This is a genomic window from Rhodothermales bacterium (assembly GCA_034439735.1).
In the GTDB taxonomy this organism is placed as follows: Bacteria; Bacteroidota; Rhodothermia; order Rhodothermales; family JAHQVL01; genus JAWKNW01.
This window is the reverse complement of sequence record JAWXAX010000011.1, coordinates 14,469-36,352: the sequence shown is the minus strand read 5'-3', so window position 1 is coordinate 36,352 and position 21,884 is coordinate 14,469. Positions and strand designations below refer to the sequence as shown.

General features: G+C 63.8%; 18 protein-coding genes. 11 read left to right on the top strand and 7 right to left on the bottom strand.

Annotated elements, in window-relative coordinates; all coding sequences use genetic code 11:
- Positions 1-525 precede the first annotated feature (525 nt).
- A complete protein-coding gene (locus tag SH809_00510; GenBank protein ID MDZ4698157.1) occupies positions 526-795 on the bottom strand; it encodes a hypothetical protein in 270 nt (89 codons plus the stop codon).
- A gap of 226 nt (positions 796-1,021) precedes the next feature.
- On the opposite strand from SH809_00510, the gene SH809_00505 reads away from it, so the two are divergent.
- Complete coding sequence (locus SH809_00505) at positions 1,022-1,915, top strand: NAD(P)-dependent oxidoreductase (protein ID MDZ4698156.1); 894 nt, start codon at positions 1,022-1,024, stop codon at positions 1,913-1,915.
- 7 nt (positions 1,916-1,922) lie between these two features.
- Here SH809_00505 and idi read toward each other — a convergent pair whose 3' ends face one another.
- Positions 1,923-2,435 carry an isopentenyl-diphosphate Delta-isomerase gene (gene idi / locus SH809_00500; GenBank protein ID MDZ4698155.1) on the bottom strand — a complete coding sequence of 171 codons (513 nt, stop codon included), beginning with the start codon at positions 2,433-2,435 and terminating at the stop codon, positions 1,923-1,925.
- Between the two features lie 39 nt (positions 2,436-2,474).
- On the bottom strand, positions 2,475-3,113 hold the full coding sequence (locus tag SH809_00495; GenBank protein MDZ4698154.1) for a hypothetical protein: 639 nt from the start codon (positions 3,111-3,113) through the stop codon (positions 2,475-2,477).
- A gap of 204 nt (positions 3,114-3,317) precedes the next feature.
- Between SH809_00495 and SH809_00490 the strand changes: the two genes are divergently transcribed.
- The 3 genes from SH809_00490 to SH809_00480 all read left to right on the top strand — a co-directional run bounded on the left by SH809_00490 (position 3,318) and on the right by SH809_00480 (position 7,214).
- Complete coding sequence (locus SH809_00490; GenBank protein MDZ4698153.1) at positions 3,318-5,147, top strand: DUF4397 domain-containing protein; 1,830 nt, start codon at positions 3,318-3,320, stop codon at positions 5,145-5,147.
- Positions 5,148-5,232: 85 nt separating this feature from the next.
- Complete coding sequence (locus SH809_00485; GenBank protein ID MDZ4698152.1) at positions 5,233-6,645, top strand: deoxyribodipyrimidine photo-lyase; 1,413 nt, start codon at positions 5,233-5,235, stop codon at positions 6,643-6,645.
- 98 nt (positions 6,646-6,743) lie between these two features.
- A complete protein-coding gene (locus tag SH809_00480; GenBank protein ID MDZ4698151.1) occupies positions 6,744-7,214 on the top strand; it encodes a hypothetical protein in 471 nt (156 codons plus the stop codon).
- Between the two features lie 82 nt (positions 7,215-7,296).
- Here the strand turns inward: SH809_00480 and SH809_00475 are convergent, their stop codons facing one another.
- From SH809_00475 to SH809_00460, 4 genes are all read right to left on the bottom strand, one after another.
- Complete coding sequence (locus tag SH809_00475; protein ID MDZ4698150.1) at positions 7,297-7,899, bottom strand: GNAT family N-acetyltransferase; 603 nt, start codon at positions 7,897-7,899, stop codon at positions 7,297-7,299.
- 171 nt (positions 7,900-8,070) lie between these two features.
- Positions 8,071-9,342, bottom strand: a complete 1,272-nt coding sequence (locus SH809_00470) for a TolC family protein (GenBank protein MDZ4698149.1) — start codon at positions 9,340-9,342, stop codon at positions 8,071-8,073.
- Between the two features lie 5 nt (positions 9,343-9,347).
- Positions 9,348-12,473, bottom strand: coding sequence for a CusA/CzcA family heavy metal efflux RND transporter (locus tag SH809_00465; protein MDZ4698148.1), 3,126 nt, complete (start codon positions 12,471-12,473; stop codon positions 9,348-9,350).
- 54 nt (positions 12,474-12,527) lie between these two features.
- Positions 12,528-13,745 (bottom strand): efflux RND transporter periplasmic adaptor subunit, encoded by a 1,218-nt coding sequence (locus SH809_00460; GenBank protein ID MDZ4698147.1) that lies wholly within the window; start codon positions 13,743-13,745, stop codon positions 12,528-12,530.
- A gap of 206 nt (positions 13,746-13,951) precedes the next feature.
- On the opposite strand from SH809_00460, the gene SH809_00455 reads away from it, so the two are divergent.
- The 7 genes from SH809_00455 (at position 13,952) to SH809_00425 (ending at position 21,746) form a co-directional block, all read left to right on the top strand.
- Positions 13,952-14,632 carry a response regulator transcription factor gene (locus tag SH809_00455; protein ID MDZ4698146.1) on the top strand — a complete coding sequence of 227 codons (681 nt, stop codon included), beginning with the start codon at positions 13,952-13,954 and terminating at the stop codon, positions 14,630-14,632.
- 22 nt (positions 14,633-14,654) lie between these two features.
- Positions 14,655-16,154, top strand: coding sequence for a HAMP domain-containing sensor histidine kinase (locus tag SH809_00450; GenBank protein MDZ4698145.1), 1,500 nt, complete (start codon positions 14,655-14,657; stop codon positions 16,152-16,154).
- A 78-nt stretch (positions 16,155-16,232) separates the two neighbouring features.
- The gene (locus SH809_00445; GenBank protein ID MDZ4698144.1) at positions 16,233-16,943 is read left to right on the top strand and encodes a phosphatase PAP2 family protein; all 711 of its coding nucleotides are present in this window, start codon (positions 16,233-16,235) and stop codon (positions 16,941-16,943) included.
- A 205-nt stretch (positions 16,944-17,148) separates the two neighbouring features.
- Positions 17,149-18,006, top strand: a complete 858-nt coding sequence (locus SH809_00440; protein MDZ4698143.1) for a hypothetical protein — start codon at positions 17,149-17,151, stop codon at positions 18,004-18,006.
- Positions 18,007-18,116: 110 nt separating this feature from the next.
- Complete coding sequence (locus SH809_00435) at positions 18,117-18,731, top strand: tetratricopeptide repeat protein (protein MDZ4698142.1); 615 nt, start codon at positions 18,117-18,119, stop codon at positions 18,729-18,731.
- Positions 18,731-20,461 carry a cytochrome c3 family protein gene (locus SH809_00430; GenBank protein MDZ4698141.1) on the top strand — a complete coding sequence of 577 codons (1,731 nt, stop codon included), beginning with the start codon at positions 18,731-18,733 and terminating at the stop codon, positions 20,459-20,461. Before SH809_00435 ends, SH809_00430 begins: the two co-directional genes overlap by 1 nt.
- A 1-nt stretch (position 20,462) precedes the next feature.
- A complete protein-coding gene (locus tag SH809_00425; GenBank protein ID MDZ4698140.1) occupies positions 20,463-21,746 on the top strand; it encodes a cytochrome c3 family protein in 1,284 nt (427 codons plus the stop codon).
- Positions 21,747-21,884 lie beyond the last annotated feature (138 nt).

Genomic DNA, 21,884 nt, shown 5'->3' with positions numbered 1-21,884 from the left:
TGCCGGGACCGCCGCCGTTGCCGGGACCACCGCCGTTGCCGGGACCACCGCCGTTGCCGGGTCCGCCGCCATTGCCGGGTCCGCCGTTCATTCCTCCGCTCATCGATGATGCGGTGTTCATGAGGGCGAGCCCCGCAATTACGGGCACGGACCAGACCGTCTTCAAAACGGCCCTTCGATTCCAGATTACGGGTGCCGAAACCTCAGAACCCGGGGACGCATCGCATCCCACCTTGTTGTTCTCTTCGTGTGCCATGTTGATGTACAGTTTTGTGCAGGTAATAATTGATCAACACTAGTATAACTAATCGCTATGAGGCCGTCTATCTACTTTTGGCTCAAAGAGAAGAGCGCCATGTAGGGGAATCCCCCTGTGTTCGCTCCCCGGGTTGCCGAAGCCTCATTCTGATATAATTTCGCCACATAGCTCCTCGCTTGCGGCTGGCTCCATGCTTTTGAGGCAAAGATTCCACACTTTAGACACAGCTTGGTTAGGTCAATTGTGGCCGGCCGTAGATAAACGAGTTAGGTAAGCGGCACTTTGAACAGCTGGACGCCCGAATTTGCCGCTCCATCTCCCGAACTGTAGCCGGAAGGCTCGAGGGCTTGCGTCATTTTCTGGTTCGAGAGGTCCCGAGCATTGTTGAGCAACCAGTGCTTCAGCGCCACCGCCTCTTCGCCATGAAACTGGATTTCGAGATCGAGCAGATACAGGGTGACCTCGTTGCCACGGATTTTAACCGTCTGGATCAGATCGACATTCAGAAGCTGATCGTTGATGCGGAGCAGGTTCATATCGTTTTGGGGGTTTTCAGCCAGGATAGGCAGTGGGTGGTCCTATGATAGGCAACGCCCCGGGGGATCCGATTCCTGTTCCGCGCACGCCGACTGGGTCTTCCACGCAACGCCTATGCGCCTTTTGTCCCGCGCCCTGCGCCGGCGCTTCCAAAGCGGGTTGATGCGCAATGGCTTTTCCCCTATCATGTGGCCACCTTCCACCCAATAACGTAGTATCCGTTTTATGGCAACTCCCGTCGGTCTGATCGGGCTGGGCATCATGGGGCGCGGCATGGCCGCCAACCTCCTCAAGGCCGGCTTCGAAGTGTGTGTCTGGAATCGTACGGCGTCGCGCGCGGAGGCGCTGGTGGTGGCGGGCGCCACGCAGGCGACGGACCCGGCCAGCCTTGCCCGGCGCTGCGAGATGATCATCACCTGCGTTAGCGACACGCCGGATGTCGAACAGGTGATTCTAGGCGAGGGGGGCGTGCTCGAGGGCGCGGCTCGGGGCTCGCTGGTGATCGACATGAGCACGATCAGCCCGGAAGCCACGCGCGGGATCGCGAAGCGGTTGCAGGAACGAGGCATCCACATGCTGGACGCTCCGGTCAGCGGCGGCAGCGAGGGGGCCGCACGCGGCACGCTGAGCATCATGGTCGGCGGGGAGGCCGCCCAGGTAGAGCGGGCGATGCCTTATTTCGAGGCCATGGGCAAGACGATCACGCACGTCGGCGGCGTCGGGGCGGGACAGACGGTCAAGCTTATCAATCAAATCCTGGTCGTAGTAACGATGCTCGGCGTCGGCGAGGCGTTGGTGTTGGCGGAGGCTGGCGGACTCGACCTCGAGAAGACGCTGGCGGCGGTGTCCGGCGGCGCGGCCGGCAGTTGGATGCTCAGCAACCGCGGCCCGCAGGTGATCAAGCGCGACTGGCGTCCGGGGTTTACGATCGACCTCCAGCAAAAGGACCTGCGCCTCGTACTCGAGGCCGGCAAATCGCTCGGCGTCCCGATGCTGGGCACCAGCCTGGTCTATCAACTCTACGGCACCCTCCAGCACCAGGGCCTCGGCGCGGAGGGTAATCACGCGCTTGTCAAGGCGCTGGAGCATCTGGCGGGCATCCAGGTCGGGAAAGAATAGACCCGGATCAATCGAGCACGTCCACCACGCGCTGGAAGATGTGCCGAAACCAGTAGGTGTACGCCTCGGGCCGGCGCGCCATGTCGTCGGCGATCGCATCGACGCGCATCCAGCGCCAGGCCTCGACCTCGGCGGGGTCCGGCGACGGCGTTCCGGCGAAATAACCCAGAAAGACGTGGTCCAGCTCGTGTTCAATCAACCCGTTTCCAAAATCGGTGCGGTAGGTGAACGAGAAAATCGGCTTGAGCGGACAGTCAAATCCCATCTCTTCCTGAAGCCGGCGATGCGCGGCGGCCTCCGTGGCCTCGCCGGGCCGCGGATGGCTGCAACACGTGTTCGAGAGCAGCCCTCCGGAATGGTACTTGTCGCTGGCGCGCTGCTGCAGCAACATTTCCCCACGCGTATTCAGCACAAAGACGGAGATCGCGCGATGCAGCTGGCCGTCGCGGTGGACAGACAGCTTCTCGGCCGAGCCGAGCACGCGGTCGTCCGCATCTACTAGTATGACTTCGTCGATCATATCGTACGCGTTGAATCTGCAGGTGGACCGGTAGGTGGATCAGTATCCTCCGGCGGCCGGCCCCGTGGTGACGCCGCCGGCGCGTTCCGACGCCGCGAGCGCGTTGCGCAACCCGTGCCGTTGCTCCTCGGATACCACCTCGGAGTCGACCACGAACCGCACCATCTCGCGATAAAGCCCGGCCGGATACGCCCTCGCCGCCCCCGGCAGCAGCTCCGCCAGCGCCAGGAGGTCGGCCTCGACGGACCATCCCCTTCCCAGTAAACGGGGGAGATAATAACAGGCCATGAGCCGAAGATACCGGATCTCCAGATGGTCAGGATGATCGGTGACGAGGGCATCGAGCACGGGCAGGCCGGCGTTCAGATGGTGCATCTTGCGCACGGGCCAGAAGGCGTGTCGGGCACGCATGATCTCAAATATGGCGCCGTACGCGCGTATTTCAGGGGCAGCCTCACCCGGAAGCGACGTCAGGTAGACGTTCGCCGCCTCGATAGCGGTCTCGTCCTCGACGCTTGCGAGGAAGAAGGCGCGCAGCCGCTCTATGGGAGAGGCCTGGCCGCTGGCCGATTCGACACCCATAAGTATCAAGGAGAGCGCAAGCGCGACCAGACGCACCCGAGTCGGCGTGGCCGGATGGCAACGAGGGCGGGTGGTAGAACACGGGATGTCATGCATGGAGATCGCAGGGGGTACGCCAGTACATACCGTGGGTTCGTTCGGAAGCGTTTATTGCGAGATACACGTCGGGGTAGTCAATTACACAGCCGGCTGTGTTATGGAAAAGCTGCAGCACGACCAATACCCTGAGAACGGCCCCACCTTCGATGTTACCCACCGCGGGTGGGGCCCACGTTTAATCACCCAGACTCGTATTTAGCTATGAACATTGTAACTCGCTCTAAAAAGCTCAGCGCACCAGGCAGGTTCCTCCTGCTCTGCCTGGCTCTCATCCTGGCCGCCCCATCTGTTCTCGCGCAGACGGCCCGCGTACAGGTCGTGCACAACTCGCCCTACGCCGCCGCCGGCGTCGTCGACGTCTACATCAACGATGTGCTGACCCTCGACGACTTCGTCTTCCGTTCCGCCACGCCGTTTGTCGACCTCCCTGCCGGCGTCGCCGTCAAGATCGACATCACCGGCGCAACCGCCGCGGATAACAGCAGCCCGGTGTTCACCAAAACCATCGATGCCCCGGGCCTCGCCGCCGATGAGACCTACCTCGTCGTCGCCGCCGGCGATCCGCTGGCGGGCGCCGGCAACCCGGCGTTCGACCTCTTCATCTACACCCCCGCCCGTGAGGCCGCCGCCACCGCCGGCAATGTCGAACTCCTCGTCTTCCACGGCGCCCCCGACGCCCCGACGGTCGACGTCTCCGCACGCGGCGCCGGCATCCTGGTGGACGACATCAGCTTCGGCGGATTCGCCGGCTACCTGTCCGTCCCGCCGGCCTCCTACGCGATCGACATCGAACTAGCCGACAACAGCGCCGTCGCCGCTTCCTACGTGGCCGACCTCTCCGGCGCCGCTAATGCCGCCATTGCGGTCCTTGCCTCCGGCTTCCTCGCCCCGGCCGACAGCACCGACCCGGCCTTTGGCCTCCTCGCCGTCTTCGCCGACGGCACCACGGCCCTGCTGCCGGCCAACGTACCCGCCGGCGCCAGCCTGTCACTGATCGACGCGGCGACGGACGAGCCGATAGCGGGATTCGACCCCATCGTCGACGGCGCGATGCTCGACCTGAACGCGCTGCCCCTGGGCTTGAACGTGCGTGCCAACCTGACCGGCGATGCCGGCAGCGTGCAGTTCGACCTGAATGACCTCGTGGCGATCCGCGTTGAAAACGACGCGCCCTACGCCCTCTTCGGCGATGTCGACGGTAATTTTGCCGGCGGGCGGCTGCCCGTGGGATCGCATACGCTGACGGCGAAAGCGTTTGCCGAGGCCAACGCCGGCGGGATGATGCTGGAGATGGCCACCGTCTCCTTCACGGTCGTCAGTAGCGATAACGCGGTAACCGGGTTTGTGCTGGTCGATGCCGAAACCGATATGGATCTCGTCCATCTCATGCCTGGCGACACCCTGGATGTCGCCGCGCTACCCGCGAAGGTCAACCTCCGGGCTGACGTGAGCGATGGGGTCGAAAGCGTCTGGTTCAAGATCGATTCGATCGGCTACAGCCGGCTCGAGAACGTCGCGCCATTCGCCCTGTTTGGCGACCTTGGCGGCGACTACTTGAACGGGGCCTTCCCGGTCGGCGATCATACCCTGGTGGCCACGCCGTACGACCAGAAGCGTGCCGGCGGCACCGCGGGCACGGCCCTGAGCGCCTCGTTTGTCGTGATCGACTCGGCCGGCAAGGTGGGCCGCTCGGCCGGTATCTCCGGGCACAGCGAAGAAGCCTTCGATGAGGTCGCCCTCGCCGACGAAGCCATCGACGCCGTCCCGACGGAGTTTGCCCTCGAGGCCAACTACCCGAACCCGTTTAACCCCGTGACAACCATCGCATTCGCGCTTCCCGAAGCCGGGCAGGTTCGCCTTGCTGTGTACGACATGCTGGGCCGCCAGGTGCGCGTACTCGTGGACCAGGCGATGGCCGCCGGCCGCGCGGAGGTCAGCTTCGATGCCGCTGGCCTGCCCACGGGTAGCTACCTGTACCGGATCGAAAGTCCGAGCGGATCGCAGGTGCGCACGATGCTCCTGATCAAATAACTCCATCCGATAGACCCTTGGCCGGCCGGTATGTAGCGATACATGCCGGCCGGTTCTATTTTGCCCGACACTAGCCCCGTCCCGCATGTCCGCCACGCTTGTCTGGTTTCGTCGCGACCTCCGCATCTCCGACCATCCGGCGCTCGCCTGGGCGCTGAACCGGCCGGGAGCGGTCATCCCCCTATTCATCTGGGCCCCGGAAGAGGAGGCGCCGTGGCAACCCGGCGCCGCGAGCCGGTGGTGGCTGCACCATGCTCTCACCGCGCTGAACCGCCAGCTCGTGGAGCACGGCACGGGGCTGGTCGTGCGTGAAGGGACGTCGCTGGAAACCATCCAGGCGCTGGTACGCGAAACCGGGGCGACGGCCATTTGCTGGAACGAGCGGTATGAGCCGGCCGGTCGTCGGGTGGACGATGCCGTGGCGCGGGCGCTGCGCGCCGAGGGCGTCACGGTTTCCATCCACAACGGGGCGCTACTCCACAACCCGGACGAGATCCGAACGGGCGGAGACACCCCCTACCGGGTTTTCACCCCGTTCTGGAAAAAGCTCCAGCAGCAACCCGAACTGGGCGCGCCACTGCCCGAGGTCAACCTCTCGATCGGGCGTGCCCCCGCATCGATGCCGGCCTCTGTCCCCATTGACCGGCTGCGTCTCCTTCCGACTCTCCCGTGGGACGCCGGCTTTTATGGCGTCTGGGAGCCGGGCGAGGCGGGGGCCCGGCGGGCGCTGGCTCGTTTCCTGGATGGGCCGGCCGGCGCTTATGACACGGACCGCAACCGCCCGGACCGGCCGGGCACGTCGCGCCTGTCCCCCCATCTCTGTTTCGGGGAGATCAGCCCGCACACCATCTGGCGCGCCGTACGCGAGCGTATGCCGGCGGGCGACAAGCCGGCGCAGGTGTTTCTGAGCGAGATCGCCTGGCGTGAGTTCTCCTATCACCTGCTGTTCCATTTTCCCGGCACCACCGATCAGCCGTTAAACCCCCGCTTCACCGCCTTCCCGTGGCGGGAGGACCCCGCCGCGCTGCGTCTCTGGCAACGCGGGCAGACCGGCTATCCGATTGTCGATGCCGGCTTGCGGGAACTGTGGGCCACCGGGTGGATGCACAACCGGGTCCGTATGATCGTGGCGTCGTTTCTGACAAAAGACCTCTTGATCCCCTGGCAGGCCGGCGCGCGCTGGTTCTGGGATACCCTCGTCGATGCCGACCTGGCGAACAACACCCAGGGCTGGCAGTGGTCCGCCGGCTGCGGGGCCGACGCGCAACCGTTCTTCCGGATCTTCAACCCCGTCAGCCAGGGCGAGCGCTTCGACCCCGACGGGGCGTACGTCCGCCGCTGGGTGCCCGAACTGGCTCGATTCCCGGCCGCACAGGTGCATGCCCCCTGGATGGCCCCCCTCTTTGCGGCAGGCGCGGGGTATCCGGAACCAATGCTCGAGCACGGTCGCGCGCGAGACGCCGCCCTCGATGCGTTCGCGCGGTTGCCGCCGGCGTGAGACAAGGATTGTGGAACAGATCTTGCGAAGCTTAAAATTATCGCTCTACCGCCGATCCCCCCGTCCCGCGGCACGAACCTCTAGCCATTCAGTGTGTCATGACGAAGAACTTCCTGCGCAAGCTCATGCAAGCGGACGCCACTCCCGAGACCCCTGTGGCGGAAACGGGTGAACGCGCCTCCTGCGAGGAAAAACTGGCCTCCTGCGAATTACACATCACCCATCTCCAGGAGCAAAAAGAGCTGCACGCCCGGGCGCTGAAGGAGATGTATCAGTATCTGTGCAAGTTGGACGTCAGCTTCCGCGCCGAGAACAAGCGGCTGCAGTCTCAGCTTGAAGAAGAGCGCGAGCGCTCGAACCAGCTCATCGAGATCACGACGGATCTGTGGGAGATCATCGAAAAGCTGGATGGCAACGGCGTGTCGACGGCCGACCTCTTCCCGCTGCCCCAGCCGAAGCGTGCGGCGTCTGATGACCATGCGGAGGAAGAGTCGATCTCGTTCGAGCGGGTCCCTGAGTTGCCGGAATTAGAAGAACTAATGGCTGTTGAAGAGCCGTATACGGCCTGAAGGCAGGCCATCGGCACGAAAAAAAGCGGCCGGCTCTGATGCCGGCCGCCTGGATAGTCAGAGGCTCAGACGTCGCCCGGCGTCAATGCGCCGCTTCCACGGGCTTTTCCTGGCCCTCGAGCACCTGCTCCGTGGTCTTCCGTTCCCGCTTTTCCTCTACCTCCGGATCGTATAACATCCCGGTGCAAAGGCACATCTTGCGCTCGGTGCGGGTGAGGATATCGAAATTTGGGCAGCTGCGGCAGCCGTTCCAGAACTCCTCGTCGGTTGTCAACTCGGAGAACGTCACCGGCCGATAGCCGAGGTCCGAGTTGATCTTCATGACCGCCAGGCTGGTCGTGATCCCGAACAGCTTCGCCTGCGGGAATTTCTCGCGGGAAAGCGTAAACGCATGCTCTTTGATGCGACGCGCCAGCCCGAAGTTGCGGTACTCCTGCGCCACGATCAGGCCCGAGTTGGCCACATACTTCCCGTGGCCCCACGTCTCGATGTAACAAAAGCCGGCAAGAGCGTCGCCACAGAGCGCGATGACCGCCTTGCCGTCGTTCATTTTCTTGCGGATATATTCCGGGTCCCGCTTGGCGATACCGGTCCCTCGTTTTTTGGCCGCGTCTTCGATAAGGGTGCAAATAGCTTCCGCCAGAGGAGCATGCTCTGGCCCAGCCACCTGAATGGAAAATGTCATGTCGGTACTCTCGCTCTTTTCCACCGGGCCTTGCGAGCACGAGGCAGTCAGCGAAGCTAGGTGAAGGAACAGTGACGTAGCTTTACGCATAGCCCACTTCAACGAGTGTTTTTTCGTGGAGTTCGAGCACGACAAAAAAATCCCTCGCAGGAGGAAAAAAGGCGGCCTCGACTACCTGGTAAAGACCAATTCGCGCTGGAGATACCGTTCGAGCGCGATAAGATTGACGTAGTAGGTGCGCAGGGCATCGTAGTACCGCGCCTGCGCCGAAAGATACGTCCGCTGGGTATCGAGCAGGGTGAGGAGGTCGAGCTGGCCGAGTTCGTAGCCTTCGCGGGTGCGGGCGAGGAGGTCGTCGGCGAGGGCATGGACGGTTTCGGCGTAGCGGTCGATCGTGAGCTTGCTGGTCTCGTAGCCGTGCCAGGCGCGCTCGATGTCCCGTTTGAGGGTGAGGCCGACGTCCTGCCGGCTCCATCGGTCGTATTGCTCTCGCGCGCGGGCCTGGACGATGGCGCCCCGGTTATTGAGGGCGAACCAGAGGGGGACGGTGAAGCCCACCTCGAACGCCCGAAAGCGGTAGCCACCCCCAAAGTCTTGCGGCCAATAGGCCAATTGCAGCCGCGGCAGGGCTGCACTGCGTTTTTCCAGGGTGAACAGCCGGGCGGCGCGGACGGTGGCGTCGGCGCCGGCGAGTTCCGGCTGCGCCGGCAACCGGGCGAGCACTTCTTGCTGAGACAGCGCGATATCGAGATACGTCATCGTATCCGGGAAGACGACGCCATAGACCTGTTCCCCGGGATCGAGGCCGATCACCTGGTACAGCGCGTACCGCGCGTCCTCATAGAGGCGGAGTCGATCCTCGAGCACGCTGCGGGCTTCCGAGAGTTGGAGATCCACCTTCATCTCGTCCAGCTCCGCGGCGGCGCCGGCCGCCACCTGGGCCGCGACAGCCGCTTTGAGCGACTCGCCGAGTTCGACGCTCTGCAGGCTGAGATGGAGCAATTCCTGGGTGTAGAGCACCTCCGTATACGCCGTCTTGACGCGGCTCCGCAGGTCGCGCCGGGCGGCTTCCACGCCGTGCGTCAGCGCCGAGGACTGCGCGCCCACCCGTTTGAGCCGGTAGTAGGTCTGCAGCGGAAAATCAAACGACTGCCCGATCACCCAGCGCTGTTCGCTGAAGTCGCCGCCGGCGGTCGGGATGCCCTCGCGGGCGTAACTCACCTGCAGGTCGTCGATCCCGAAGCTGGCGAGGCGTTCGCCGGCGCTGGCCTCTTGTAATGCGCGCATCCGGCCCAGGGCGGGGCTATTCGCTTCCGCGTAGGTGAGCGCATCCTGTACGGTCAGCCAGCCGGTGGGCTGCTGCGCGACGGCGGTGCCCGCAGCGCCGGCGAGGCCGGCCATCAGCGGCAGCATCGCCATCCCGATCCAATGTGATCTACCCATCCTCATTATTCAGCTAGCGTTTTCGGCGACGTTTCCAGCGGCGTCTCATCCCAATGCTCCTCCTTCCGCATCGGGCGGCCGGATTCGAGCCAGTGGTAGACCATCGGCAGCACCAACAAGGTGAGCAGCGTCGCGGTGAAGAGGCCGCCGATCACGACGGTGGCGAGCGGGCGCTGCACCTCCGATCCGGGGCCGACATTAAAGGCCATCGGGATGAACCCGAGGCTCGCCACGAGGGCCGTCATCAGCACCGGCCGCAGGCGGTCCACGGCGCCCGTGATCGTCGCCTCCCGTACCCCGAGGCCGCGGGCGCGGAGCGTATTGAGGTGTGCCACGAGCACGACGCCGTTCAGCACGGCCACCCCGAACAGCGCGACAAAGCCAATGCTGGCCGAGACCGAGAGGTAGATGTCGCGGACCCAGAGCAGGAAGATGCCGCCGGAGAGCGCGAAGGGGAGGTTCAGGAAGATCATCCACGCATACCGCATCTGCCCGAAGGTGATGTAGAGGAGGACGAGGATGATGAGGAGCGCGAGCGGGACGACCACCAGCAGGTGCCGCATCGCGCGTTGCTGCTCCTCGAAGGCGCCGCTGTAGACGATGAAGTTGCCGGCGGGAATATCCACCTCCCGCTCGATGGCGTCCTGCAAGTTCGAAACATAGGTGCCGATGTCGATCCCATCGAGATTGACGCCCACGATCACGCGACGCCAGCCGTTTTCGCGCGCGATCTCGCGGGGCCCCTCTTCGGCGTGGATCCGCGCCACCCGGTTCAGCGGGATGTGGTCGCCGTTGGGCAGCGAGACGGGGACGTTCATGATGTCGTGAAACCCGTCGCGAATGGCTTCGGGGTACCGAACGACGATGTCGAACCGGCGCTGTCCCTCGAAGACCTCGCCGGCCGCCTGTCCGCCAATGCCGGCCTCCACGATCCGCTGCACCTCATCCACATTCAACCCGAACGAGGCCACCGCCGCGCGGTCGATGTCGATGTTCAGATAGGGCTGGCCGATGGTCTGCTCTACAAAGTAGTTGGCAGTCCCGGGCAGCGCAGGTAAGACGCGGCTGATGGCGTCGCCGATGCCCTGCAGCACGTCCAGATCCTCGCCGAAGACCTTGACGGCGACATCGGACTTGACGCCGCTCGTCAGCTCGTCCACGCGCATCGCGATCGGCTGGGTGAAGTTGTAGGCAAGGCCCGGTTCCGACTCGAGGTAGGGCTGGATCTCTTGCTCGATGCGCTCCTTCGTCACCCCCGGCCGCCATTCCTCACGCGGTTTGAGCAGGATCCAGACGTCTGTCTGGTGCACGCCCATCCAGTCGTTCGCCAGGTCGGACCGTCCCGTTTTGGGCACCACCGTCGCCACTTCGGGGATGTTCGCCATGATCTTGCCGGCGAACCAGTTGGCGTTTTCGACCGACTCCTCGAGCGTCACGCTGGGCATGCGGACCTGTTCGACCAGGATCGACCCTTCGTCTAGCTCGGGCAAAAACTCGGTGCCCAGCAACGGGACGAGCAGCAGCGCACCCACCAGAACCACAAGAGCGACCCCGAAGACGACGACCTTACGATCCAGGAACGCCTCAAGGAACCGGCGGTACAGCGGACGCAGCCATTCCATGAGGTAGTTGCGGCGCATCCGGATCCCTTTTCGGAAGACGATGGCCGCCATGGCGGGGATGTAGACGAGTGTCAGGATCAGGGACCCCAGGACGGCCGTCGCCACCGTTATGGCCATCGGGCGAAACAGGATGCCCTCCATGCCCTCGAACGTGACGATGGGGACGTACACGAGCAGAATGATGAGCACCCCGAAGAAGATGGGGCGCGCGACCTCGTGCGCGGCTTCGCGGAGCACTTGTTGGACCGGCCGGCGCTGGTTCTCCTGTAATCGGTGCACCATGTTCTCGATCATCACGACCGACCCATCGACCACCATCCCGAAGTCGATGGCGCCCAGACTCATCAGGTTCGCCGCAAGCCCGAACTCGCGCATCCCGATGAACGCGAAGAGCATCGAGATGGGGATGACCGAGGCCACGATGAGCGCCCCCGAGACCTCCCCGAGCATGATGAGCAGCACCGCGACGACGAGCAGGCCGCCCTCGACGAGGTTGACCTCCAGGGTGCCGGTGGTGCGCTCGATGAGATCCGACTGGTCGTAAAACTTTTCAATCGTCACGCCCTCGGGCAGGCCGGCGTTGATTTCCTCCACCCGGGCCTCGACGGCCGCGATGACGTCCCGCCCGTTGCCGCCGCGGAGCATCATCACAATCCCCGTGACCACCTCGCCCTCCCCGTCCTGCGTGACAGCCCCCTGGCGCAGTTGCCGCCCCTCGCGGACGGTGGCGACGTCGCGGACGTAGATGGGCCGGCCGCCGAGGCGTGTCACCACCACCTGCTCGACATCCGCCGCCGCCCCGATCTGCCCGAATCCGCGGATGATGTATTGCTCGCGGTTATGGGTGAGGTAGTTACCGCCGGACACGCTGTTGTTCTGTTCGATCGCCTCCATCACCTCCTTGAGCCCGATCCCATAGGTCCGCAGACGGTCCGGCGAGATGATCACATCAAATTGTTTGACGTACCCGCCGAACGCCGTGATTTCCGTGACGCCCTCGACGGTTTTGAGCTGGGGCGCCACGAGCCAGTCCTGAATCGTCCGCAACTCGGTCAGCGTATGGCCGTCCCCGCGGACGCGGTACTGATAGATCTCGCCAAGCGCCGTAGAGATGGGCCCGAGCTGCGGGGCGGAGACGCCGGCCGGCAGCACATCCACCACACTCTGCAACCGCTGACTGACGAGCTGGCGGGCGAAGTAGGTGTCCGTGGATTCCTCGAACTCGACCGTCACGGCGGACAGCCCAAACTGGGAGATGGAGCGGACCTCCTTCACCTCGGGCAGGCCGTTCATGGCCGTCTCGATCGGAAAACTGACCAACTTCTCCACCTCGATGGGCGAGTAGCGGCCGGCTTTGGTGATGACCAGCACCTGGATAGGCGTGACGTCCGGCAGGGAATTGATAGGGAGATTCACCAGGGCCGAAACGCCGCCGAAGGCGACCAGCACGACAAGCGCCAGCGCCACAAACTTCTGGCGGAGGCTAAAATCGATGATTCTGTTCAGCATGACGACGTGCGGACGAAGTGCGATGGGGACGGGGGCAGAGGGGGTCTGGGGGTGTCACTCCTCACCGAATAACTCGAAGCGGCTGAGCGCCTTGAGGTTAAACACCTGCGTCACAGCCACCGACTCGCCTTCCTCCACGCCTGCCAGCACTTCCGCGCGATCCTCCGTGAGCCGGCCGAGGGTGACCAGGCGCTGCTCGAAGCCGCCGTCGGGGGTGCGGACGAACACCGAGGCGCGGGCGCCCTCGTAGAGCAGGGCGTCGAGCGGCACCGAAAGCGCCCGTTCGGCGCCGAGGCCGCGGACGAGGACCTGCACGGCCTGTCCCGGCCGGGGCCATCCGGCCTTCGTGTCCGCGTGGATGTTGACGACCACCGAGCGGTTCTCCTCACCGAGCGCCGGGTTGATGGTCGCGATCACCGCCGCCAGCGAACGCGCCTCCCCCTCGACACTCTGCACCGCCACCGAGTCGCCGGCCTGCAGCGCGCCGGCTTCTTCCGGCGGGATATAGCCCCGCACGAGGACGTGGGCGGGGTCGACCAGGCTCATCATCTCCTGATAGGCCGTCACCGACTGGCCGAGGTCGATTTCGTGCCGGTCGATGGCGCCGCTGATGGGCGCGCGTACGGCGAGGGTGGGGCCGGCGCCGGCGTCCTCGGACCAGCTGGCGACGGTTTCGGGCGAGAGGCCCAGAGCGGCGACGCGGGCGTTCGACGCGCTGTATTCGGCGCGTGCCCGGCTCAGGTCCGCCTCGCCCTTCTCCAGCGTGTTTTGTGCCGCGATCTTTTTCTCGACGAGTTGCCGAAGGCGCTCCACCTGCGCCTGCTGGTAACTCAGTTCAGCGCGGGCGCGGAGGACGTCGGCGACCAGGCCGGCGTACTCGAGGCTTTCGAGTTCGAGCAACACCTGCCCTTTGCGAACAGCCTCCCCCTCGTGCGCCAGGATCCGGACGATACGCCCGCTGATGGGCGCGCTGACGAGCGCGAAGTACTCCGGCGCCGGCAGCACTTCGCCCGGCGCACGTACTGAAAATGGCATTCTGGACGCCGATACGGCTTCCGTCTGAACGTCGAGCTGAGCGAGCTGGCGCGCATCGAGATGTACGATTCGAGCCGGCGCCTCGCCCTCCTGCTGCAGCGACGGCGGCGCCTCGACGGCCGGCGCCAGGGGCGGCAACTCCGGCCCCGAGCAGCCGATCGCCAGAAGGGTTGCCAGCCCGAATACGCTTCCGGCCATGAGCAGCGGAGTCGACTCGGCTTGGGAAACACGGCGCACGAAAGGATACAGAAATCGCAACATACGGTCAGGGTGCAACGGGTGGATGAAGCACGTCATGTTCTAAGACTATGGAAAGACGAACTAATTGTCCGCTTCACTCCATGAGAAGACCGTGAGAAAGGCCTTTCTCGTGAGCGGACGCGCTTCGTGAGACCTATTTTGCGGGATACAACAAGCGACGTCCGATCTATCCGGGAATTGCCATGCACATTTTGCTCGTGGAGGACGAGGCGCGCGTCGCGGCCTTTGTCGAACAGGGCTTGCGCGAGGAAGGCTACCAGGTGACCTGGGTGACGGAGGGCGCGAAAGCGCTCACGCTGGGGTTGGAGCAATCGTTTGACATTGTATTGCTGGATATCCGATTGCCGGATCTTTCGGGTATCGAAGTGTGCCGGCAACTGCGAGTGCACGCCCCCGCGCTCCCGATCCTGATGCTCACCGCGCTGGACGCCGTCGAGGACCGCGTGGCCGGCCTGCGTGCCGGAGCAGACGATTATCTACCCAAACCCTTCGCCTTCAACGAGTTACTGGCACGTATGGATGCGCTGAGCCGGCGTGCCCGTCTGGTGCCGGGCAATCAGACCCGGCGCGAGGGGCAACTCGTGCTCGACCCTGTCGCTCGCACGTGCCTCAGTGATGGCATCTCGCTCGATCTCACGCAGAAGGAATTTGATCTGCTGGCCTATTTTATCGTGCGCAAGGAACAGGCGCTCCGCCGGGAAGATATCCATCGCGACGTATGGGGGCACGATTTCGACCGGGGCACCAATTTGATCGACGTCTATGTGGGGTACGTCCGCCGCAAATTGCAGGACGCGGGTAGCGTGGCGCGCATTGAGGCCGTACGCGGCGTCGGGTACCGATTCTTGCCCGAACCTCTCTGATCTCCGACTTCTCTCTACGCCGTTGACCGACACTTCATCCGATCCGAACCCGCGGCGCATCACGTTCCGGCGCCGGCTGGTGTTCTCGCAGGGCCTGGTGCTCGCGATTGCCTTTCTCATCATCGGAGTACTGAGCTGGCTGGCTACGTACGGATGGCTGCATTATCACGCGTGGACGCTGCTTGAGCGGGAGGCGGTCGAGATCAATTTCCACATTGTCGGGCTCGACGGCAAGCTGGCGCCCGACCGTTATTCGTGGCATGAGCCGCACCACCTGTACCGTGAACAACGGGTGGACCCCTACTTCGCGCAGATTTTTGATACCCAGGGCGCCATCGTCTATGCATCGGGCAACACCCGGCTGTTCACCACGCCGTTTCCCGACTCGCTGGTCACCTATCAGCCCTCGGCGATCGGAACGATCAGCGCGCTAAATACCATCGAGATCGATGGCGAAGCGTTGTATTTCGGCAACTACCCCATCCTGGGCCGCAACGAGCAGGCGATCGGGTTTCTGCAAATCGCCCGCTACAAGCCAGACATTCCGGGCCGGCTGCGCGAGTTTGCCATCGGGCTTTCCCTCGGGCTCGTCGCGCTGCTGATCATCCTGCTGGTGCTGACGGACCGCGTGGCGGCCCGGGCGCTGGGTCCGCTGCAAACAATCACCCGTGTGGCAGACGCCCTCTCGCCGACCCGGATGGACGAGCGCATCCCCGTGCCGGCGGATGCCGACTGGGAGACGACGCGCCTCGCCGAGACGCTGAATGCTCTGCTGGGCCGGCTCGGGAGCGCCTTTGAGAACATGCGTCGATTCACCGCGAACGCCGCGCACGAGTTGCAGACCCCGCTCACCGTGCTGCGCGGACAGGTTGAGGTGTCCCTGCGCCGGCCGCGCACCGCGGAGTCGTATGCGGACACACTCCGCACGCTGGGCGTCGAGATCGACGGCATGAGCCGCACCATCCGTAGTCTGCTGACCCTCACACGGCTGGAGCGCGACCGGGCGATGGTGGGCGATACGGCCTTCGACCTTGCCGATCTGATCCGGGACGAGGCCGCGTTTTTCAGCCGGCGGGCCCGCGAAAAGGGCCTGACCTGGACGGAGCGTATCGACGCCTCCCTGCCCGTACGGGGCCATGTGGATCTCGTGCGCGACGCGCTGCGAAATGTACTGGAAAATGCCGTCAAGTTTACGCTGGCCGGAGGCATCGAGTTGGTTGCCCGCATCGAAGCCGGCCGGATCACGTTTTCCGTCACCGATACGGGGATCGGGATCGATCCTGCCGCGTTGCCCTTCGTTACCGAGCGGTTCTTCCGGGCCGATACCACGGCCGACATCGTCAGCGGCTCGGGGCTCGGGTTGTCGCTCGTGGACCAGATCATCGCCATGCACGGCGGCTCGATCGAAATCACCTCCGAGCCGGCGACCGGCACTACCGTCCGCCTTCATCTTCCCCTGGCGAGTGATGTTGCACGCCAGTCTGGCACGCGTCCGCCAGTCGAAACTCCTCTTGCGCAGTGATTCAGCCTTTCCCGGGCGCGATGACAGGCAGGCTGTCGTTCGTCATCGTCCTGTTCATGTTTTGCACACCTGTCGCCCATGCGCACCAGCCGGCGCACGCGCGGATGCTGGACTGGGCACCGGGACCCGGATCGTCTCGCCAGTTCCGTGGACGGCCGGACCGCATGGGTTGCCGCCGGAGCGATCGCCGCCGTCGGAACCCTCAGCCTGCTGGACCGGGACATCACGCGTGTCGTAGGCCGGGGGTATTCAGGGCCGTTTAAGCAGTATCTGGATGTAACGAACCACCTCGGCGAACGGATCGTGCTGGTGCCGCTGACCGGGGTGCTGGGGATCTCCCTGCTGACCGACGATCGGCGGTTTCAGGATGCCGCGTTCACCTCGTTTCAGTCTATGGGGATGGCCAGCGTGCTCATTCTGGGCATCAAAGTCGTTGTTGGCCGGCATCGGCCGGACGAGACGGACTCACCGTTTGTCTTCTCTCCATTCTCGGGCGACACCTCTTTCCCCTCCGGCCATGCCACCGCGGCCACCGCCATCCTGGTGCCGTGGGCTCTTTATTACAACCACCCGATCGTCTGGGGCCTGGTGGCGGCCGGCGCGGGAGGGACGGCGCTGGCCCGCATCGCCACACACCGCCATTGGGCGTCGGACGTGCTGGCCGGCGGGCTGATCGGGACGGCGATGGCAGTGAGCCTCACGCGCTTCCATCAACGCGATGCCCCCCCGGGGCGCTACTTCCGCGTACAGGCCAACGGGGGCGGGATTTCGCTGAATGTGCATTTCTAATCGCGTTCTCACGCACTTCTAATCGCAATTACCGCATCTTTTCCGGGCAGCGGCACCGTTTTTGACTTCCAAACGAGCATCTATCACGCGACTCACGGTCGCTCGACCGCTGGTCCTGGCCCTTCGCGGATCACCCTCCTCACGGCACGACGCCATCTCCAACTAGACCCGCGGACCTGGCCGGCATCGTACTCCATACCGACGCATGGAAAAGACGTCGCACCGATCGGTGCTGCTTGTTGTTCTCTGGCTGGCACTTGCCGTGTACCCCCTCATCGAAGGGTACGGCTATTACATGGCGCCTCTCCAGGAGCGCGCCTACATGCCGGCGCACACCCACTTCCGTCCCTCCGGCCTGATCGGCCAGGGACTCGGCATCATCGGGAGCCTCATGATGATCGTGGGGGTGAGTTCGTATATGATTCGGAAGCGCTCGGCGGCGATGCAGCGGTTCGGCAAGCTGCGGACCTGGCTCACATTCCACATCTTCCTGTGCACGTTGGGGCCATTCCTCGTGTTGCTCCACACCACATTTAAGTTCGGCAACGTGGCGTCCATCTCGTTCTGGAGTATGGCCGTGGTGGTGGCAAGCGGCATCTTCGGGCGGTATGTCTATGTCCATATCCCCAAAACCACCAACGGCCAGTTCTACTCGGCGAACGACATTATACGCGCGCAGGCCGCGCTCGGGCAGCGGCTTGGCGACATGACGGGACTGGGGCAGCCCGAAATCGCGCGGCTGCTGGCCGGCGTGCCGGCGGCGAACAGCATCCCGGGCGCCATGGCGCAGACCCTGCGGTTCCAATGGAGCAAACGCGGCCTGAAGGATCGTTTTCGGGGGCAATTGCTGGAACGCGGCGTCGCTACCGAACAGATTGGCGAAGCCGTCCCCCTGCTGCTCCATCAGGTCGAATTACAGCTCCGCCGGCAGACGCTCGGCCCATTCGTGCGCGCGTTTGGCTACTGGCACGTGCTGCACATCCCGCTCGCCCTGGTGATGCTGGCCGCCTTCCTGATCCACATCGCCGTCGCGATCGCCTTTGGATATACCTGGATTCTTTAACACAATGGCGTTACGCGTCCCAAGGGGCGGACACGATGTATCGTGTCCCTACATCCAATTTCCGGCTCATTAACCTACCTAACAGACGGACACTATTCTACGCTGACACCATGACCAATCGATGGAAACAAAGCCCATTTCTCCTGGCCTATGTATTGGCCGGCTTCGTGCTGTTCGCTGTCTTCTGGTTCGGCGCGAAGCGGGCCACGGATCCGCACGCCGAGGCGGGATGGACCGCCGCGCCCGCCGCGGCCAGCGCCTCCACGACCCCGTCGGAGACCTTCACGCCGGACAAGAGCAACGTCAATCCGACGACCCACTCGCAGCTGGAGACGCTACGGATGCGCCTCGTCGAAGCGCCCGATGATACCACGCATCTGATCCGTTTTGGCCGGCTTCTGCAGGATGCGCATCAGCCCGAGGAGGCCGCTCGCACCTATAGACACTATCTGGCGCTGCACCCGGCGAACCGGCAGGTCTGGCTGGATCTCACGCAATGTTATGGCGAGCTACAGCAGTGGGACGAGGCGCTCAAGGCGGTGGATGACCTGCTCGCGCGCTACTCGGGCGATCCGGCCGGCCGCTACAACAAAGGTGCTATCCTCGCGAACATGAGCCGGTTTCAAGATGCGCGCGCCATCTGGACAGAGGTTGCCGATCAGATCGACGACCCCGACGTGGCCCTGATGGCCCGCCAATCCCTGAACAAACTCCCCCCTGGTTGATGCTCAATCTGTCGTCGTCGCCGGCTCGATTGGCGTTGCTGATCGTTGCGCTGGCGGCATGCCTCACCCCAACCGCGAGCCAATCCCAGTTGATCTCGCCCGGTAAACTGACGCGTGCCCACACCGACCTCGAAGGCGTGGCCAACTGCACGCAATGCCACGCGCTCGGGCAACGGAGCGCGAACGACGACCTGTGCCTGAACTGCCACACACCGATCGAGGCCCGAATCAACGCAAAAACCGGCTTTCACGTCACGGTCGATGCCCAGCCGTGCGGGGATTGCCATAAAGAACACTTCGGGGTCGACTTCGTCCCCGTTCGTTTCGACACCACGGCCTTCGAGCATGACAAAACGACGTTTAAGCTGACCGGGGCGCACCAGGAAACGGCCTGCCGGACGTGCCATCAGACGGACTATATCCTGGCGCCGGATGTGCTGGCCTACAACCAGAAACACAACGCGCTCGACAAAACCTATCTGGGCCTGCTCACTCCGTGTAAATCCTGCCACGAACCCGACAGCCCGCACCAGGATCAGTTTGAGACAGAAGCCTGCGACACCTGCCACGAAACGGAGAAATGGGAAGAGGCCGTGGCTTTCGACCACGACGAAGCCCGGTTCAAGCTGACGGGCCGGCATCAGGACGTGTCCTGCGAGAATTGCCACGAAACCCGGCAGACGCCGGCCGGCGCTGAATACGCCCTGTACCGCCCCATCGAGTTCGCCTCCTGCCGCAATTGCCACGAAGATCAGCATGAAGGCCGGTTCGGGGCGGACTGTGTCTCCTGCCATAAAACCGCCGACTGGCACGAACTCACCGAGCTTAGTAAAACGAAATTCGACCACGACGAGACGGGCTACGAACTGATAGGGAGCCATGCGGACCTGGAGTGCGCCTCCTGCCACCAGAAACCCGCCCGGCGCGACGCCGACATACGGGTGACCCTCATCGGGAATACCGCCGGCAACACCTACCCGCGGCTCCAGGCGACCAACTGCCTCTCCTGCCACGTCGATTTCCACCAGAAGGAATTCGTCGAGAGCCCCGGCGGTGGAGCGGTCTGTGAGAATTGCCACGACCAGCACGATTTCTACCCGTCGACGTACGATATCACACGGCATCTAAAAGAATCTTCCTTCGAACTCACGGGCGCTCACCTCGCCACGGCCTGCGTCGCGTGCCACAACCCCGATGGCGACCGTCCGACCTTTGCCATCGAAGAGACCGAGTGCCAGGATTGCCACCGCGAGGATAGTCCACACGGCGATCAATTTGCCGACGAGCGCGGGCTGACGGCCTGCACGTCGTGCCACGTGACCGAGCGCTGGGACGACGCCCGCAGCTTCGACCATGACGAGACGCTGTTTGCGCTTACTGGCAAACACGAAACCGTAGCCTGCGACGGATGCCACAAAGCCGCCGGCCCGGAGGCCGGCTTCGAGGGGCCGGCGTACCGGGGGCTGGATACCGCATGCGCCAGCTGCCACACCGAAGACGACCCGCACCTCGATCAATTCCCGGGTAAGGCCTGTAACGATTGCCACGACACGCAGGCGTTTGAGATTCCCTCGTTCGATCACGAAAAAACCCGGTTCTCGCTCACCGGCGCGCATACCCGCGTCGCCTGTGAAAGCTGTCACACCGAAGAACAACCCTCTCAGGGGGACCCCTTCACCCGCTACCGTCCGCTCCCAACGGCCTGCGAAGACTGCCACGGGGAAGAATAATATGAGACGCACCGCTCTACTCATCGTCTGGCTGCTCACACTGGCCGGATCTACCGCTTACGCCCAACAGGGGACAAGTCCACACGGCGTGCTCACGATCGACTCCGACTGCAATGCCTGCCATCGGACCGAGGCCTGGGCCCCGCTGCGCGAGGCCATGGCGTTTTCCCATAACATGCAGACCGACTTCCCCCTCACGGGGAGTCACCAGCGGGTCAACTGCGCTTCCTGCCACATCGATCTCCGATTTGACGAACCCCATGTCGCGGCGACGGAGTGCGCCACGTGCCATCTGGATGTCCACCAGGGCGCCTACTCCCAAAACTGCGCCGACTGCCACAATACCACGCTTTTCCAGGATGTCGAGGGCATCGGCGTCCATGCGCGCACCAGCTTCCCCCTGACGGGCACCCACGCGCAACTCACGTGCGTTACCTGCCACACCGACGATGTGGGCGGCGCCTTTACTTCGCTTGAGTCCACCTGCGAATCGTGCCACCAGGATGATTATGATCATGCGACGAGCCTCGACCACGTCGCCGCCGGCTTCCCGCTCACCTGTGAAACCTGCCACAACACGGTGAACTGGCAGGGCACCCTGTTCGATCACCAGCTGGCCTCGAACGGATTCGTGCTGCTCGGAGCCCACGAACAAGAACCCTGCTCGGCCTGCCATCGGTCCCCGGATCTGACCCCCATTTTTGCGGCACAGAACGATCAAGATTGTATCTCCTGCCACCAGCCCGATTACACCGACGAACACGCCGGCTCCGGATTCCCGACGACCTGCCTCGAGTGTCACTCCACCGAGACGTGGGACGGCGCGACGTTCGACCACGTACTCGCCTCCGAGGGCTTCGCCCTCATCGGGGCGCACGACGCCCTGGCCTGTGAAACCTGCCACAGCATGCCCGATCTCACGCCGCTCTTTACCCCGGCCAACGACCAGGACTGCATCACCTGCCACCAGCAGGACTACTCGGATGAGCACACCGGTACGGGCTTCCCGAATACCTGTCTGGATTGCCACAACACGACCACCTGGGACGGCGCGACGTTCGATCACGACGACCTGTATTTCCCGATCTATTCGGGAAATCACCGGGGCGAATGGTCGAACAACTGCCAGTCCTGCCATTTGCAGCCGGCGAACTACGCCTCGTTCAGTTGCGAAGGCGCCTGCCATGAGCACACGAAGGCCAAAATGGACAACGAACACCAGGGTGAAAACGGGTATACCTTCGACTTCCCGCTGTGTCTGAATTGCCATCCCAACGGGAATTAGACCGCGTTCAGACCATGATTCTTTTTGCACTTGGTGAGAACACTCCCATGCCTTTCCTTTATCGTCATCCCGCATGTGATGCGGGATCCAGCCGAATTACAACACGACTGGGTCCCGGCTCGGAGGCCGGGATGACGA